15 protein-coding genes and 2 tRNA genes are annotated in these 16,493 nt (G+C 44.4%); 14 read left to right on the forward strand and 3 right to left on the reverse strand.

Annotated features, from left to right (window positions below; genetic code table 11):
• Positions 1-88: 88 nt before the first annotated feature.
• Positions 89-790, reverse strand: a complete 702-nt coding sequence (locus QZY95_RS08995) for a hypothetical protein (RefSeq protein WP_290922463.1) — start codon at positions 788-790, stop codon at positions 89-91.
• A gap of 106 nt (positions 791-896) precedes the next feature.
• Here QZY95_RS08995 and QZY95_RS09000 point away from each other — a divergent pair.
• A tRNA-Tyr gene (locus QZY95_RS09000) sits at positions 897-982 on the forward strand.
• 609 nt (positions 983-1,591) lie between these two features.
• Here the strand turns inward: QZY95_RS09000 and QZY95_RS09005 are convergent.
• A complete protein-coding gene (locus QZY95_RS09005; protein ID WP_290922465.1) occupies positions 1,592-1,801 on the reverse strand; it encodes a hypothetical protein in 210 nt (69 codons plus the stop codon).
• A gap of 395 nt (positions 1,802-2,196) precedes the next feature.
• Between QZY95_RS09005 and QZY95_RS09010 the strand changes: the two genes are divergently transcribed.
• The 12 genes from QZY95_RS09010 to QZY95_RS09065 all read left to right on the forward strand — a co-directional run bounded on the left by QZY95_RS09010 (position 2,197) and on the right by QZY95_RS09065 (position 12,997).
• A tRNA-Tyr gene (locus QZY95_RS09010) sits at positions 2,197-2,282 on the forward strand.
• Positions 2,283-2,464: 182 nt separating this feature from the next.
• On the forward strand, positions 2,465-2,644 hold the full coding sequence (locus tag QZY95_RS09015; RefSeq protein ID WP_290922468.1) for a hypothetical protein: 180 nt from the start codon (positions 2,465-2,467) through the stop codon (positions 2,642-2,644).
• Between the two features lie 721 nt (positions 2,645-3,365).
• A complete protein-coding gene (gene tmcD / locus QZY95_RS09020) occupies positions 3,366-4,619 on the forward strand; it encodes an electron transfer complex subunit TmcD (RefSeq protein WP_290922470.1) in 1,254 nt (417 codons plus the stop codon).
• An 18-nt stretch (positions 4,620-4,637) separates the two neighbouring features.
• On the forward strand, positions 4,638-5,294 hold the full coding sequence (tmcC, locus tag QZY95_RS09025; protein WP_290922473.1) for a TmcC family electron transfer complex membrane anchor subunit: 657 nt from the start codon (positions 4,638-4,640) through the stop codon (positions 5,292-5,294).
• A 17-nt stretch (positions 5,295-5,311) separates the two neighbouring features.
• On the forward strand, positions 5,312-6,625 hold the full coding sequence (gene tmcB / locus QZY95_RS09030; protein WP_290922478.1) for an electron transfer complex ferredoxin TmcB: 1,314 nt from the start codon (positions 5,312-5,314) through the stop codon (positions 6,623-6,625).
• Positions 6,626-6,637: 12 nt separating this feature from the next.
• Entirely contained in the window at positions 6,638-7,030 is a 393-nt protein-coding gene (gene tmcA, locus QZY95_RS09035) for an acidic tetraheme cytochrome c3 TmcA (RefSeq protein ID WP_290922483.1), read from the forward strand.
• Positions 7,031-7,051: 21 nt separating this feature from the next.
• Positions 7,052-7,585: a hypothetical protein gene (locus tag QZY95_RS09040; RefSeq protein ID WP_290922489.1), complete on the forward strand. Its 534-nt coding sequence runs from the start codon at positions 7,052-7,054 to the stop codon at positions 7,583-7,585.
• 3 nt (positions 7,586-7,588) lie between these two features.
• A complete protein-coding gene (locus QZY95_RS09045; protein WP_290922494.1) occupies positions 7,589-8,494 on the forward strand; it encodes a universal stress protein in 906 nt (301 codons plus the stop codon).
• A gap of 28 nt (positions 8,495-8,522) precedes the next feature.
• The gene (locus tag QZY95_RS09050) at positions 8,523-8,930 is read left to right on the forward strand and encodes a response regulator (protein ID WP_290922499.1); all 408 of its coding nucleotides are present in this window, start codon (positions 8,523-8,525) and stop codon (positions 8,928-8,930) included.
• 26 nt (positions 8,931-8,956) lie between these two features.
• Positions 8,957-9,322, forward strand: coding sequence for a DVU0259 family response regulator domain-containing protein (gene divK / locus QZY95_RS09055; protein WP_290922504.1), 366 nt, complete (start codon positions 8,957-8,959; stop codon positions 9,320-9,322).
• Between the two features lie 299 nt (positions 9,323-9,621).
• On the forward strand, positions 9,622-11,571 hold the full coding sequence (locus tag QZY95_RS09060) for a response regulator (protein ID WP_290922507.1): 1,950 nt from the start codon (positions 9,622-9,624) through the stop codon (positions 11,569-11,571).
• 298 nt (positions 11,572-11,869) lie between these two features.
• The gene (locus QZY95_RS09065; protein WP_290922510.1) at positions 11,870-12,997 is read left to right on the forward strand and encodes a hypothetical protein; all 1,128 of its coding nucleotides are present in this window, start codon (positions 11,870-11,872) and stop codon (positions 12,995-12,997) included.
• Positions 12,998-13,328: 331 nt separating this feature from the next.
• Here QZY95_RS09065 and QZY95_RS09070 read toward each other — a convergent pair whose 3' ends face one another.
• Complete coding sequence (locus QZY95_RS09070; RefSeq protein ID WP_290922513.1) at positions 13,329-13,934, reverse strand: hypothetical protein; 606 nt, start codon at positions 13,932-13,934, stop codon at positions 13,329-13,331.
• A gap of 493 nt (positions 13,935-14,427) precedes the next feature.
• Here QZY95_RS09070 and QZY95_RS09075 point away from each other — a divergent pair, with 493 nt between their 5' ends.
• Entirely contained in the window at positions 14,428-16,428 is a 2,001-nt protein-coding gene (locus QZY95_RS09075) for a DNA/RNA helicase domain-containing protein (RefSeq protein ID WP_290922516.1), read from the forward strand.
• Positions 16,429-16,493: the final 65 nt, after the last annotated feature.

Raw genomic sequence — 16,493 nt, forward strand, 5'->3', positions numbered from 1 at the left:
TTCCCGAGTGGCCAAAGGGAACAGACTGTAAATCTGTCGGCGTACGCCTTCGGAGGTTCAAATCCTCCCCCCACCACCACTCAAAAAGTTAGCCAGTCACTAGACTGGCTTTTTTTGTATCTTCTGAAAGCAACTCTTCAAAATTGCGCATCGCATATTGCAAAGCAGAAAAAGCAAACCGTACAAGATACGGAGACTCAGCTGCGATAACAACGACATCTAAATCGCTATCAGATAACATGACATATCGGTAACTGAAGTTATCTTCTGCTTCATAACAATAAAAGTCTTCTGCCTCTTCTGGATCATATCCCAGCCCTGCTACATAGCGTTCCAATTCTTCAGGCGTAATATCAGGCCGAAACGCCATTTGAGAAAGCATCGCCAAGAACTTTACGATAGTCTTACCACCAATCAACTGTACTTGCGTTATTTCCCCTGAACCTTGATCCGCAATCACATTGATTTGCGCATCACCATAGCTATAACTGGATACACCGTCTGAAGACTCATCTACAAACTCGAATGAGTATGGACTCGATTTTTCCTTCCCTAAAATCTCTACAACATCCAAGTAGCTTTCCTGTGGAATATTAAAAGTCTTGGCATCAATGAACAAAGATAAAAAAGAATAGTTTATGCTTCCCAGCAGATCTAAAACAGCCCCTGTTCCCAGCAACTGCGGAACACAACCGGATAAAGACACAACAAAAAATATTACAAGAACATTGTAACCACAAAAACGACTCAATCGTTTTGCCGGACTAACACCTTTCAGATCTCGAGACATACTTCATTTCCAATTAATCTGTTAACAAGATATTTTTGCTTGCAAAACTTACACGACCTGCGTAGAACCCGTCCCTGTTGTTAAAGAGATCTTTCAGCAACGAACAGGTGGGGTTCCCGAGTGGCCAAAGGGAACAGACTGTAAATCTGTCGGCGTACGCCTTCGGAGGTTCAAATCCTCCCCCCACCACCACTCAAAAAGCTAGCCAGTCGCAAGACTGGCTTTTTTTATAGAAAGCCTACTAAAAAAGTACGCTACTCCATCTTACACATGTCTTGTACAACCACTGCCACGCTCCATGTCATACACAACACAGGCCAGCATAAAACATACTCTACACAATATTATTCTTCATCATTAAAGCAATAAGCACAGCATGCCTCTTGCAAATAAGCAGCATCGTGCAATTTTCATTTTTTCTACGCAACTAAAATAGAGTAGGCAATAGTTAATATTGCTTTATGACATGTAAATCAATTACTCCATAGTGCCTAAAAATATTTTTCTTACTTTGTGTTCATATAAAATAAAAAAAGCCAGTCTAAGACTGGCTTTTTCTCATTTCTAAATACTCACTTCAATTTTTTCCGCAAATAACTTGTCTAAGCACTGACTATCGATGTCAAAACCGAAACAGTTACATTCATCGAAATAAGTAGCATGTTTTAACCAGTTCAACAGCAACAGAGATGGTAAACTGATTAAAATAAAAATTGGTACAAAATCATCGCCCCATGAATACGGTAGCTAAAAAATGACAGCCGTAAAATGTAGGGAATGGAACAACGATATGCTCTACAGTTATTGTGGACGTTGGGTTACCGGTACAGAACGTTCAAATTTAGCCTGACTGTATACTTCACTGAGAAGTTGATCAGCCACACCGTTTAAACGCTTTTGCAAGCCGGTTGGCAGTGCTTCAATCTCTTCTGCCAATTCAGCCATCAAACTGAATAAATTGTCCGAAAAGTATCTGCTCTTCGGCTCGGTCTTTTGTGTTGCTTTAGACATTTGCCCCTCCGTAAATTAATTTGGTTCTCCTCTCGTTAACGTCTAAATAATGCCATGCGTAGGGTATGCAGCAAAAAGAACTGGCGAATTCTGATTACCTGTGCAGCATGCCGAATCCGTTAAACGAGATGATGTGCGTTGCTTCTTTTTTATCGCTTCTAGTCTCTAATTTTTTTGATCAAAATCACATAACGAAAAATTCTAACGTGTTGGCTAAAGTTTCTAGTTTAAATTTGCAAACATTATTTTGCATTTTATTCATTTTTCTGTTGTAAACAGCGGTTACCCTAAGGGTAAAGTTTAGAAAAACAAACCTTTTCACTTGCCAAATTCCTCCACCATGCGTAGAGAACTATCCGTTGCCAAGGAACATTGCTCCTAGCAAGACCATACATGGTGGGGTTCCCGAGTGGCCAAAGGGAACAGACTGTAAATCTGTCGGCGTACGCCTTCGGAGGTTCAAATCCTCCCCCCACCACCATGGAACACGTTTGCGGTTAGTTAAAAACTAGCCGCTTTTTTTTGGCCTACTACCTACCTTACTTACACTCAAATCATGCTCTTTGAGCAACCGAGTAAGTCCCTCGAATACAGCCAATCCGGTTACCTTATAATAAAAATCTTTTTTCCGATGTGGCATAAGCAACACTTGGAGATTTTTTTATGCAACAACCTAAGCGCTCTACGGAAGAAGCTAAAAAGCTTATCTGCCCGTTTCAATTGGGAAATGCCGACTTTGCTTTTAGATTCAAGGATGAAAATTCTGATCACGGCAAATGTATGGCAGACCAATGCATGGCATGGAGTAAGGGACGCTGTTTGCTGATTCCATCCTCCACCTAATTCTAAGAAACCTGTATCCATAAGCCTGGACGTATCATTATATATACGCTTCAGGCTTTTTTTTTGCGTTTTATCTACTGCACCCAATATCAGTCAGCGGTCAACCACTAACACACTGAAATTTAATTCATTATTTGTATACCAGACTAGTGCACTTTATTTTTGTCACAGAAGAACTCTCTAATCCAATTTTTTTATTCATATTTCAGGTCACTATTTTGTATTCCAAACTCACTATTCGCTTTATTATACCGTGCTATTCTCTACCTCTTGTGTAGAAAAAAGCTTTTCTCTCTTACTCTTTTTACCAACTAATACAGTGTGATATTCTGTATAATAATGAGAATGTATTTTGTATTTCAAAATAGTTTACTGCATTTATTTACTACCATTATACTCCACTTTGTGCATTTGGTGTCAAAAAGAAACGTAGATCTAACTGCAGAAGGAGTTACATACTAAATAGGTATAGTTATAATCACAATAATAGAGTTTCTAACATGCTGTTTTCAGAGGTATTATAAAGCACCAGTACATAAAAAGGTATTCTCGACTAATTTCGTTACGTATTATTTTCATTTTTTTTGAACGTTTTTTCATACCTATGTGCTATGTTGTGAACGTAATAGGAAAATATAGTTTGCAACTATATTTTCCCCTTTTGCCGTGTGTGTTGGTAAAAGGCACGTCTGTTAACCCTTGGATGGCCAAGGAGGCCAGCATGTATAAAACGAAAACGTGGAATTGGGAGGTCGGTCAGCGCACCATTGCGGACATGACACCCAACAGCGACCACAAATGGCAGGAAGAGATTTTTATTTCTCCTGATGGGGAAAAGGCTTCTGCCGTAGTATGCTTAGATGATGCTGAGTTCTCAATACGGACGAATGACAGTGTTTCTGAGAACACATTCGAAAAATTGTGGGAACTTAACTACACTACCAACGGTGATTTGTGCTGCTATGCAATGCAGGACGAAGAATGGACCGTAATGGTAGCAGACAAACCATGGGAAGAAACTTACGGTTTTGTCTGGTCCCCATTGTTCAGTGCTGACGGCAAAAACGTTGCTACAGCAGTTCAGCAGGACATGGAGTATGGCATGTCTGTGAACGGAGCAATCTGGGAAACCCTTTTTGAAAACGCTAACAACTTCGCGATAAGCCCCGACGGGAAAAAATCTGCAGCTGTTGTTCAGGTCAAGTCTATGGGTCAGGCTGATCTTAAAACATTCCGCAGCGGCATTTTCTCTATCGCAGTAGACGGCGTTGCATGGGATAACAATCTCATGAATTTATGGACACCTGTTTTCGACAACAATGCCTACCGTGTTGCCGCTCAGGTGCGACTCACCCTCTACGATTACAGTATTATTGTAGATAACACTCTCTGGGAAAATACGTATCAGGGTGTATGGGAACCTCTTTTTACTCCGGACGGAAAGCATGTTGTTGCTCCTGTTCGTCAGGGTGGAAAATGGGGAATGGCTAAGGACGGACAACTCATTTGGCAAGCTACCTACGCTAACTGTTGGCACCACCAGTTCAGTGAAGATGGTGAAAACCTCTACGCTATTGTTGCTCCAGAATACGGAAAATTCACCGTTGCAGCTAACGATAAACCTTGGGAAATGCGCTCTCCTGTTGTTACAGATCTTGCTGTTTCTCCTGATGGTAAAAAGGCTGCTGCGTTGGCAAACACACTGAATAAAGACTGGCGTGTTTGTGTAAACGGTTCCGTTTGGGATGGCTCTTACGACATGGCGTGGAAACCGGTGTTCTGTCCGAACAGCGAAGCGGTTGCTGCAAAAGTGCGTAAAAACGGACGCTACAATGTTCTCGTAAACGGCAAACCAGTCGGTGGCGAGTTCGATATGTGTTTTGATCCTATCTTTAACGCAGACGGCAGCAAAGTTCTTGTTCGTGGCCTCCACGACGGAAAAGCTCTGCGTGTTGTCGCTAATGTGCCTAAATAACCGACCGGAGATTTCGCTATGAACAGTCTCTACAATTTTGCTGTAGGACCGTTAGCATGGGCAGCTTTTATTATTCTGGCTGTAACCGCAGTATGGCGCCTGTGGTCCATGTACACCCTTGCAAAACAAAAAGATGCGTCATCTGTAGCCTACATGAGCTGGAAATTTAGTCTCCGCTCAATTGCAAACTGGCTTATTCCCTACAAATCACTTGGTTGGAAGACAAACCCAGTTCTTACTGCAGTTACCTTTGTATTTCATATTTGCTTTGTTGTTCTGGTTATCTTTGTAACCCCTCATCAGATTTTGTTGGAAAACGCGTTCGGTATTACCTACCCGACATTGCCGACAGCTGCTGCTGATGCTCTTACTCTTATTGTTATCGCCTGTTGCTGTTACTTTGTTTACCGTCGCGTAACTAATAAGACTGTCCGCTTTGTTACCCGAACCAACGACTGGGTAAGCCTTGGTCTTGTTGCTGCACCGTTTGTTACAGCAATACTTGGTTCATGGGGCGTAGGCGGAGAAATTATGCCACTGCTGCACGTACTCACAGCAGAAGCTCTTATCGTTGCCATTCCGTTCACCCGTCTTGCTCATATCCTGTTTGCCCTGTTCACCAGAGCCTACATCGGATCTGAATTCGGCGGCGTACGCCACTGCAAAGACTGGTAACGGGACTGGAGGAAATAATGAGTATTCAAGACAGAAAAATTGAGGATGAAGGTCTTGCCTACGGTGTAAGCAAGCTTACTACTGATAAAATTCAGCAGACCTTTCAAGCTCTCATTGATAATGAAACCGGTGCCAAATTAAAGGCTTTTTCTGAAAGCTGCATGCGTTGCGGCATGTGCGCAGAGGCCTGTCACTTCTTCGTATCTCATGGCGATGATCCTTCCTACTCTCCAGTCGGTAAGGTCTCACAAACCATGACAAAGTTACTTGCCAACGACGGCAAAGTAACTCCTGATGACATCTACGGTATGGCACAGATTGCATACACTGAATGTAACCTGTGTCGCCGCTGTGTTCATTACTGCCCTATCGGTATTGATGTGGCATATATTATGACCACTATCCGCCGTTTCTGCCATAAACTTGGCGTAACTCCGCAGTACATTCAGGATACAGCACATTCTCACTCTGCTACCATGAACCAGATGTGGGTAAAAGATGACGAGTGGGTAGACAGCCTTTTCTGGCAGGAAGATGAAGCGCGTGAAGAATTCCCGAACCTTCGTATTCCAATGGATAAAGAAGGCGCAGACTTCTACTACTCCGTAATTGCACCGGAACCAAAATTCCGTACACAGCTCATTTATCAGGCTGCTGCAATTATGAATGAGGCTGGCTGCGACTGGACTATGCCGTCCATGCCGGGCTGGGATAACAGTGACATGTGCATGTATTCCGGTGACTTTGAAATGATGGGTCGCCTGAAGCGTCAGCACTTTGAACTTGCTCAGAAACTGAAAGTAAGCCGAATTGTTATGGGTGAGTGCGGTCACGCATTCCGCTCCATTTACGATAACGGTAACCGCTGGCTCGGTTGGAAAGATTATCCGGTACCTGTTGTACACTCTATTGAGTTCTTTGCTGAGCTCTTTGAACAGGGTCGCATCAAGCTTACTGGTAAAATTCAGGAACCAGTCACCATTCATGACCCTTGTAACATCATCCGCGGCTACGGCCTTATGGACAAACTGCGTTACGTTGCACACCAGTTGTGTGACAACATCGTAGAAATGTACCCTAACCGCGAACACAACTACTGTTGTTCAGCAGGCGGCGGTGTTATCAACTGTGGACCTCCATTCAAAAAAGTACGTGTAGAAGGCAACCTTGCTAAAGCAAACCAGCTTAAAGCAACCGGCGCTAAAATCTGCATTGCTCCGTGTCACAACTGTCACGGCGGTCTTGAGGATGTTATCCACCATTACGACCTTGGAATTGAACTGAAATTCCTCGGTGACCTCATTTATGAGTTAATGGAAAAACCGGAATAAATGGAGAGCACCATGAACAAAGTATTCACTTCGATACTGATGGTCTTCGCCTTGGTGCTGACCGTTCCGGTAGCATCCGCAATGGCTGAAGGCATGCCGGAAGGCAGAATGGATGTACCAGAGCTTGCTCCGTTTAAGTATGCACCAGCAGTATTTGACCATGACCCGCATAACGAAAAAGCCGGTCTGGATGAAAACTGCGAAGCATGCCACCACGGCAGCGAAGACGGTAAAAAAGTTCTTGAATATGACGAAGAACTTCCATGTGCAGATTGCCACACAGTGAAAAAGCAAAAAGGCGTAACTCCGTTGCGTAGAGCTTTCCACTTACAGTGCATCACCTGCCACGAACAACAGAATAAAGGCCCGGTACAGTGTAAAGCCTGTCACCAGCCGGAAAAATAGCATGTAAACAGGAGAAGCAGCATGGAAGAACTCACTCTTGCTCACGATGGATCTCTCCAGCTGAACGGCACTAAAATAACAGATGTTATCAGCTGCCTCAGCCACAAAGTGGTGCTTGAAGATGCAGTGACACTACGCTCGTTCTTCTCCTTGTTTTCTGCGTATCCAGATGTACTTCGCCTGAATCCTTTTTTGCAGGGAGCCTGCGACGACGCGGCTGCCTGCAAAGATTCAGGATGCACGACAGAGGAATTCACGCATTTGGAACTCTATAGACAACTGGAGATGACAGGTGCTCCCGGTACGCCGGAAATGAACATCCATACTCTGGTACGCGGCATAAACACCCAAGGCAGACACGAATTACGGTTCTTCCGTCTCGAAAGTCTGTTGGATATGCCATTTACACTTGGCCAAATGCGTCATGTACTATTCGGAGACAGAACAAGTGAGCTTTACTGTAACACCACGTTTTCTCTCTTCGAAGTAATCGAAGGAATTGCCTGGGAACTCAGTTTTCAAGGCGGCTCCCTTACATGCAGCCTTAGGAGGTAGCATATGTTTAAGAAAATTCTGTTCGCTACATCAGCTTCCCCCGCTTGCGATAACGCAGCCAAGGTTTCTTTTGATCTCGCACAAAAAAACAATGCTAAACTGTTTGCCCTGCATGTTCTTGGCGTTCCATCCCGAGGCTTCAGCAACACTGTTACCGACCTTCGCAGCGGCGAAGAGGAAACTGTAGATGCTGATTACCGTGACTGGGTGATGGAAGAACTCACTACAACATACTCAGCCCAGCTGGCCGATTACGAAAACACTGCGTTGGAACTTGCTGTAGGCGTTCCGGCTACCGAAATTCTGCGTTTTGCTCGCAAAGAAGGTGTAGACCTTATCGTTATGGGCGCCAATACCCGTGACGATGATCCAGAGTCTGCCCGCTCCCGCTCTATTGTTGGCCGCACTATGGAAAAAGTAGCCCGTCTGGCAAAATGTCCCGTACTTATCGTAAACAGACCATGCACAACCTGCTGGAAACTCTTCTCAAACATTGTCTACTGTACTGATTTCTCAGCAGCAGCCGATAATGCTTTCGAGTTTGCACGCACTACTGCTGAGCAAATCGGCGCAAAACTCAACATCTTCCACGCATTCGATATGTCCAGCTCTAAGATGGGTCTTTTCCCGTCTCAAACGGACATCGAACGCCAGCTTGAAACAGCACAGAAGAAAATTGATGAGCGTTATGTTTCCAAGCTGAAAGACTATGACAACTATGATGTAGAAATATGGGAAGGCACCCCGTACGTAGAAATTTTGAAATTCGCACGGGAAAAACAAGCCGACCTTATCATCATGGCACACCATACTGCTGAAGTTCCAGCAGAAGACGCAGAGCTAGGCAGCACCATTGAACAGGTGGTTGTCCGCTCTGCTTGCCCTGTCGCCAGTGTGTCGCGTGCATAAAAAGACACATGCTGGTTAGAGGTGAAACATGCATACACCGCGCGTACTTGTAGTAGATGACGAACTCAGTTTCAGGCTGTTCTTAAAGACGCTGTTCGAAACAAGTGGCATGCGGGTAGAAAGTGCCCGTAACGGCAGTGAGGGGTACGACAAAGCACGGGCAAACAAGCCTTCGCTTATCGTACTGGATGTGATGATGCCCGAATGGGGCGGAATCAATATGTACCGGAGAATTAGAACGACGCCGGAACTGGCAGATATACCAGTAGTAATGCTTTCTGCGGTGGCTCCGGAGGGTTTTACCCATGCGCTTAACATGATAGGCATATCGGAAACGGAATTACCGCCACCGGAAGCCTATGTGGAAAAACCCCCGAGTCCTGAAAAGCTACTTGCTACAGTTCGTGGTCTGCTAAATCAGAGTGTTTCCGAATAACCTGCTACTACCAAGGAGTGACGACAATGCCACATAAAGTCCTTGTAATTGATGACGATCCATATATTGTTAAATACCTCATCGATATTTTAACAGATAATGGCTACGCAACATGCTCAGCTTCTAACGGTGCCGAAGGTATCGAAGTGCTGAAACGTGAAAAACCAGATCTCGTAACCCTTGATCTGGAAATGCCTGAAGAATGGGGCCCACGTTTTTACCGCAAAATGGCAAAAGAGCCGGGTTTTGAAGAAACACCGGTTATTGTTATCAGCGGCTTGCCGGGTATCCATCTCGCAATCAAAAACGCTGTTGCGTCACTCAAAAAACCTTTTGACCCCAACGCTCTGCTTGAAATCATCAAGAAAGCGCTGGCTGAAAAAGACGCTTAGTAATTATTTTTGCCTTCGGCGGTTTTCCCAAATGCTTAGCGGTCAGGTTCGACGAGAAAAAATACTCTTTTCACCGCGAACCAGCTCCCCGTAGCTGCTTTGCTCAAAACTGCGTAACGGCGTCACCAATGGTTGCTACGGCACACTCCCTTTCCATACGGAAAAAGGTACCGCTGCTTCTGGAACGTTGTTAACAACTTTTGAAGGGGGTTGGGAGAAGCTTTTACAAAGTTTCCACCCAACCGCCGGAGGCAAAAAAGAACAAACAAGAAACTCCTCAACCCATGGCTGGAGGAATAATGTTATACACGATTCTGCTTGTGGACGATGAGGAAGGCATTCGAAAAATCTTAGGTCTGTCGCTGCGAGACTTAGGGTATACAGTTCATACAGCAGCAAGCGGTGAAGAGGGTATTGAGCTTTTTAATAAGTACGAACCCGAAATCGTACTTACAGATATTAAAATGCCCGGCATTACCGGCCTCGACCTCCTCGAACGCTTCAAATTTCAAGCTCCGGATACTGAAGTCATCATGATTACCGGCCACGGTGACATGGACCTTGCTATCCAGAGTATTAAGAACAACGCTACCGACTTCATCACAAAGCCTATCAACGAAGACGCTCTGGAAATTGCCCTCAAGCGTGCTCACGAACGCATTGATATGCGCCGTCAGATCAACCAGTATACCTGCGACCTCGAACGTCTTGTTGATGAACAGGCAACACAGATTGTGGAGCAAGAACGGCAACTGGCTGCGCTACAGATTGCAGAAGGATTTGCAGATGGCCTACGCACGATTGTAAGCCATATTGACGGTGGCTCCTCTATGTTCAACCAGCTCCCCTGCTTTGTTTCCGTGCACAACGCGAATAGTGAAATTATTTCAAGTAACCCGCTTTTCAACGAACGCATTGGTCCTGCCACTGGCAAGCCTAGCTGGTGGGCATACAAAGGCGAAACGATCCGTCGTCCAGACAGCTCACCTGTTGAGCGAGTACTTCTTTCCGGCGATGCGCAATCCTCTCAGGAAATTATTACCGATAAAAACGGTAACAAACTTCCTGTTCAGGTCAACGCTGTACCGATTCTTGATAACGACGGAACAATTGAACTCGTACTGGAACTTGCTGCGGACATGACTGAAATTCAGACCATGCAAGAAGAGCTGCGCATCACGCGTCACCGTTACCAGCAATTGTTTGAAGAGTCTCCATGCTATATCAGCGTACAGAATAAAGAATTGAAAATTATTGCGAACAACCGCCGCTTCCGTGAAGACTTTGGAAGTTCGCTAGGAAAAAGCTGTCATAAACTGTATGCGCACCGAGATACCCCGTGTGCGAACTGCCCTGTTCTGAAGACATTTGAAGACGGGAAAACTCATCAGTACGAAACGGTCATCACTACCAAAACTGGTGAGCAACGAAACGTACTTATATGGACAGCTCCTATCTGTGACGTTGAAGGGAATATTGCTGAAGTCATGGAAATGTCTACAGACATCACACAGCTTCGTGCTTTGCAGGATCGTCTCTCTACCCTCGGCCTGCTGCTTGGTTCCACAGCACACGGAATTAAAGGTCTGCTCACTGCCTTGGACGGCGGCATCTATCGCCTTGGTTCAGGCATCAAAATGGACAAGCCGGAACGCGTCCTAGACAGCTTCAATGACCTGACTCACCTTATCGACCGTTTACGCAAGATGGTGCTGGATATCCTGCACTATGCAAAAGAGCGTTCGTTAAATTGGGAAGTCATCATTTTACCAAACTTTGTGCGTGAAATTGAAAGCATCATCCGTCCAAAGGCTGAAGCCAAAAGTGTTACCTTCAACTGTATCGCGCCGGAAGACGGCACCATTGAGGCAGACTACGGCGGGCTTTCTTCAGCTCTTGTAAATATTTTAGAAAATGCTGTTGATTCGTGTGAAGCTGCACGGTCTTCCGCTGAATACTGTGTAGAGTTTACTGTGTGTACGGATGGTAAAACCGTTGATTTCACTGTAACTGACAACGGCACTGGAATGACACAGGAGACAAGGGAAAAACTGTTTACACTATTCTTTTCCTCCAAGGGGTCAGCGGGAACAGGAATTGGATTATTCGTCGCAAACCAAACGGTTCAGCAACATGGCGGAACCATTTCTGTATCATCTGAACCGGGAGAAGGCAGTAGTTTTGCAGTACGAATGCATGCAGCACTTCCTGAACATCTCAAAAAAGAAATCTCTGAAGGCAAGGACTAAGGGTTGTCTTTAAATCAATCCGCTCTGTAAAGAATACCGAGCTGGATTACTTTAGAAATAGCCCATAGCCCACTTACTCTGCAATAAACAGAGTGCCTGCTTGAGGCGGTGTGAAGCCCGCACCGCCTCATTTAGCGTTCTTTCGCACGCTTTATCTCCACAGTAGCCCGCCGCAACTCTCCTGCTATAAACCAATTGTTTTCCCTTGCTTTTCTCATTCTATTCTGCAAGGACACTCCTTCTTTATTTAGCTCTCAAGCTATGTTTGCTTTCATCATGTTCAAGGTGGTTCTACTTCATGTCCCAAAATAAGCTTATAGCCTATGTCTGCATTACAGCCCTCATACTTATTTGCGGAGTAATTGCAGATGACTTTTATTCCAAAAATTTTCTCGCTCCGCAAAACGGATACTATATTATCTCAGAAATACACACTGGTGAGTTTAAAACAGACTATGAAATTCGTCTCGAACGGCGTCCTTTCGAAAAATTTATTTACTCAGTAGAAAAGCAACTCTCCTTGGCCGACCCAATTCTCTATACTCTCATTCCTGGAAAGAATGATGGAATTCCACAGCTACATAACGCTGACAAAAAAGATTCCGCCAACCTTCGAAAAAACTTTTTCTTTTTTGACGGAGAAAACAAACAGATTCATCTGTTTCACAGAAATATCGAAACTATTGTTCCTATTGAGGATGGCAGAGCGCAAAATAAAGATCTTCCCTTCCCAGAAAAAGAATGCCGTTTCCAACGTGAAACCGAACGGTCTTTTACGCTCTTCTACACGTTTTGGTCACCGTCAGGCAGAATTGGCTGTAAAAAAGAGGTATTATTCATAAAAGTGGATAAAAATGACCCGCGTCTTTTGGCTCTCCAAAACTTACAACATCAAGAACATGCCGAAGACCTTGCCTACTACGCTTCTTTACAGGAAAAGTTACTTCCAATGGTCGTTGGAAGCAGCAAAATGCCGCAAATTACGGCTGGTAGCATTACATTGAATGCACCTGCCGGATCAGAGCTAATACGGTATGCATCTCACCCAGCACAACGATTTGAACAAGATCTTGTGCCAACCTACGACAGCGACTGGTATCTGCTTCGAGCAAGAAACTTTGATCTAGGTAATATTCATACCTTCTCTACTCGAAATCATGTTTTTGATTTCAACACAATCACAACCAAAATGATTCCTGATGAACTCATTCTGTTTCAAGATCAGCATGGGATTATCTACTTTGACCGCACGACAAAGAAAGTGGTTGCCATCTACCATGTGTACAATACATCGTCTAAAAAACATATTCTGGCAGAAACACGACTCCCTATTAAAAACATTACGTGGAAAGTACTTCAGCAAATCTACGCATGCTTCCTAACTCTTGATTCAAATTATACCCCACAACCCCATAAGGTTCGATAGCTCAAAAAAAGGCGGTGTTTCTACACCGCTTTTTCTTTGCCCACATAACGCATCATGCGTCCCCAAGAATGCTATACGACCAGATCTCTCTGAAAAAACACCACGGTTGTTTATATATATAAACAAGATGAAAAAAACCCACCTAAAAGCATTCTCATAAAAAAGGCTCCGTTGTGTACCGGTAAAAACACACGGTAGAACGGAGCCTAATTAAAAGGACTGGTAGAACATCATACAAGCCGTTTTTATAACGACAGGGATTTGCATAGGGTTTGCCATTCAAACCGTTACCGTTACGGCAACAGAGCATATAAAAACAGCTTGTACTGTTTTACGCTGTTACACGGATGCTCGATTGCGCAGTAGATGAAACCGCGCGGGAACTCATGGGTTTGTATCCCACAGCCCCGGAGGTACGCGGTACAGGCTGTACAGTCGAAACTGACTGCACACTCTGTACTGTTTGTACATCAAGTGCTGCTTGCGGAGTGGAAACACCCATCTGTGCTGCAATGGCTGCCTGCTTCACTGCACCGGCATGTTGATCGCCCCGGAAGAAAGCTTCATCAGCTGCGCGAGTCATCTTACGCAGTATCACTTTCTTAACGTCTTCCACTGTCGGGGACTCCGGCATGGCATTCATACGTGCCTCAGTGTAGCTGTCGCTCACTTCAACAAAGGTGGGAACCTCTCCCGCAGTACTCATAATTCCCGCATGCTGATTTACATCAAACTGCACACCGGCAACCTCTCCCGCCATCAACGCCTGATATTCATCAGACAACTCAACGGTATCTCTTACAGGAGATACTTCAGCTGAATTGAATTGCGCTGGCGAAAGTGCCTGTTGCTCTTCCTGCTTGGTCATCAACTGAGCGCCAGTCTGTACCAAGGGCTTAGCAAGTACATTTTCTGCATTCAATGTTGCGGTAATCATATTGAACCTCGCATGTATCACATTCTGTCCTACCTCCCTGATCGGCAGGTAGCACTTTTTTTTTATAGTGACTCACTCTTTTTATGTAGTTCATAAGCCACAAAAATCATTAGCTACACACGCATTTTTCATGAACTCCTCATCCCCCTAAGAGTATTTTCCACGATCACTTTATAAACGTTACCGCTTTTTTTTAACAAAAAATTAACCTTTGGATAACAACCAGTAACCATTCCCAAAGAAACAATAAAAAGAGCGACGCACCCCTGCGCCGCTCTTCCCCAACAGCTTTCACGCACAACGTGAAGCCATATGCCTACTTTTCAAGCTTCCTTCTAAAACATACCGAATAGACAAAGCGTAAGCTTCAAGCGAATTGAATTCTCATTACACTTTCGGATAAACACTTGTTGACTATAAAGGAGATTGCTAAAAGAATCCAACCAGCTATAAATATATGCTTTCTACTCACCTGCTGCTATGGAAGTCCACAATGCAACGCGCTTACTATTCTGCCACTCAAGAAGAATTTCTAAAAACTGAACCAAATGCTATTTTAGGCGCACTCGCCAGAAGCCACCCTTTCTCTCTTGAAGATCTTCAAAGAAACGCATGGCTTACCCAGATAAACATTCTTCAAAAACAACTTCACATTATTCCGGATAGCTATATTGCATTTGAATACGCCATTCCACGAATGGGAAAACGCGTAGACGCAGTCATACTACATGCAGGGGTTGTTTTCGTATTAGAATTCAAAGCTGGTGAAAAAAAATATACGCAACATGCCATAAGACAGGCTCTCGACTACGCGTTAGACTTAAAAAATTTCCATGCATTAAGCCACGCGATGCCGATTGTGCCAATTGTTGTAGCAACAGAAGGTGAAGAAAAAGAGCTTTGTTATGAGAAATACGAAGATGGTGTATCTCTTCCCATAAAAGCCAATAAATCTAATGTAGCTGCATGCATTCTTACTATCAGTCGCAAAGAACATGCCCAGCAAATTGATCCTGCTTTATGGTGTAATGCTCAATACCAGCCTACGCCGACCATTATTGAAGCGGCACAAGCTCTTTACAAGGGACATAGCGTCCGAGAAATATCCCGTTCCGATTCCGGAGCCATTAATCTTGAAAAAACATCTGCAGCTATTTCTAAAATCATCGAATCATCAAAACGTAATTCACAAAAATCCATATGTTTTATCACTGGTGTTCCAGGCGCAGGCAAAACACTGGCGGGGTTAACACTCGCAAATGAACGTAACAATACTGATAAAGGTGAACATGCTGTTTTCCTATCTGGGAACGGCCCCCTTGTTGAAGTACTTCAAGAAGCATTGGCAAGAAATGAAGTAGCAGAAAGTAAGAACACCAAAGAAGGCATGACCAAACGACGCGCACTGTCTAAAGTAAAAGCCTTTATTCAAAATATTCACCACTTCAGAGACGACAACCTTCGAACAACTGAAGCACCGATAGAACGAGTTACAATATTTGATGAAGCTCAGCGCGCATGGACAGCTGAACAGGCTTCCTCTTTTATGGCGCGAAAAAAAGGAATTGCAGACTTTTCTATGTCCGAACCTGAATTTCTTATCAGTGTTTTGGATAGACACAAGGATTGGGCTACAATTGTGTGTTTGATTGGTGGCGGGCAGGAAATCAACACAGGAGAAGCGGGACTGCCGGAATGGTTCTCTGCAATAAGTAAACAGTACCCTCATTGGAATGTCTACGTCTCCGACGCATTGTCAGAACATGAGTATACGAATGGAAAAGATATTTATTCCCTTCTCAAAACAAACCAGCTGACGATTAATAATAATCTGCACCTTGCAGTCTCTGTACGTTCTTTTCGATCTGAACAGGTTTCTGCTTGTATCGGAAAAGCGTTAGCGCTTAATCTCCATGAAGCTAAAGAACTCTTTTTGAAAGTACAGAAGACATACCCTATCGTTCTTACCAGAAGCCTTGAACGAGCCAAGCAGTGGCTTCAAGCTCATGCTCGAGGCAACGAACAATACGGCATTACTGCATACTCCGGCGCACTCAGGCTCAAACCTGAAGGCATACACATCAAAGCCAAGATTGATCCTAAGAACTGGTTTCTTAACCCTCGTGACGATGTACGCTCTTCCATGTTTCTGGAAGACGTCGCTACGGAATTCGACATTCAAGGGTTAGAACTGGATTGGACGTGTGTTGCGTGGGATGCCAGCTTGCGTTTAGAAAACGGCAAATGGGAATATAAAGCCTTTAAGGGAACCAAATGGCAGAATGTTAATGACAGCGTACGTCGGAGGTACTTGCTAAATGCATACCGAGTCCTGCTCACACGAGCGCGGCAAGGTATGGTCATATTTATTCCCGAAGGAAATCCGGATGACGAGACACATTTGCCTGAATTCTACTCACCCGTATATGAATATTTCTCAGCCTGCGGAGTGCCGGACATTGATATGGATCTCACCGCTGATAACAAATCATAAAAAAGTACGGCAGACGCAGCCATAAGGCATCAACCTGTTGTTTAGTGGTACATGGACTTCAGATT

The sequence above is a fragment of the Halodesulfovibrio sp. genome (genome assembly GCF_015482765.1).
Lineage (GTDB): Bacteria > Desulfobacterota > Desulfovibrionia > Desulfovibrionales > Desulfovibrionaceae > Halodesulfovibrio.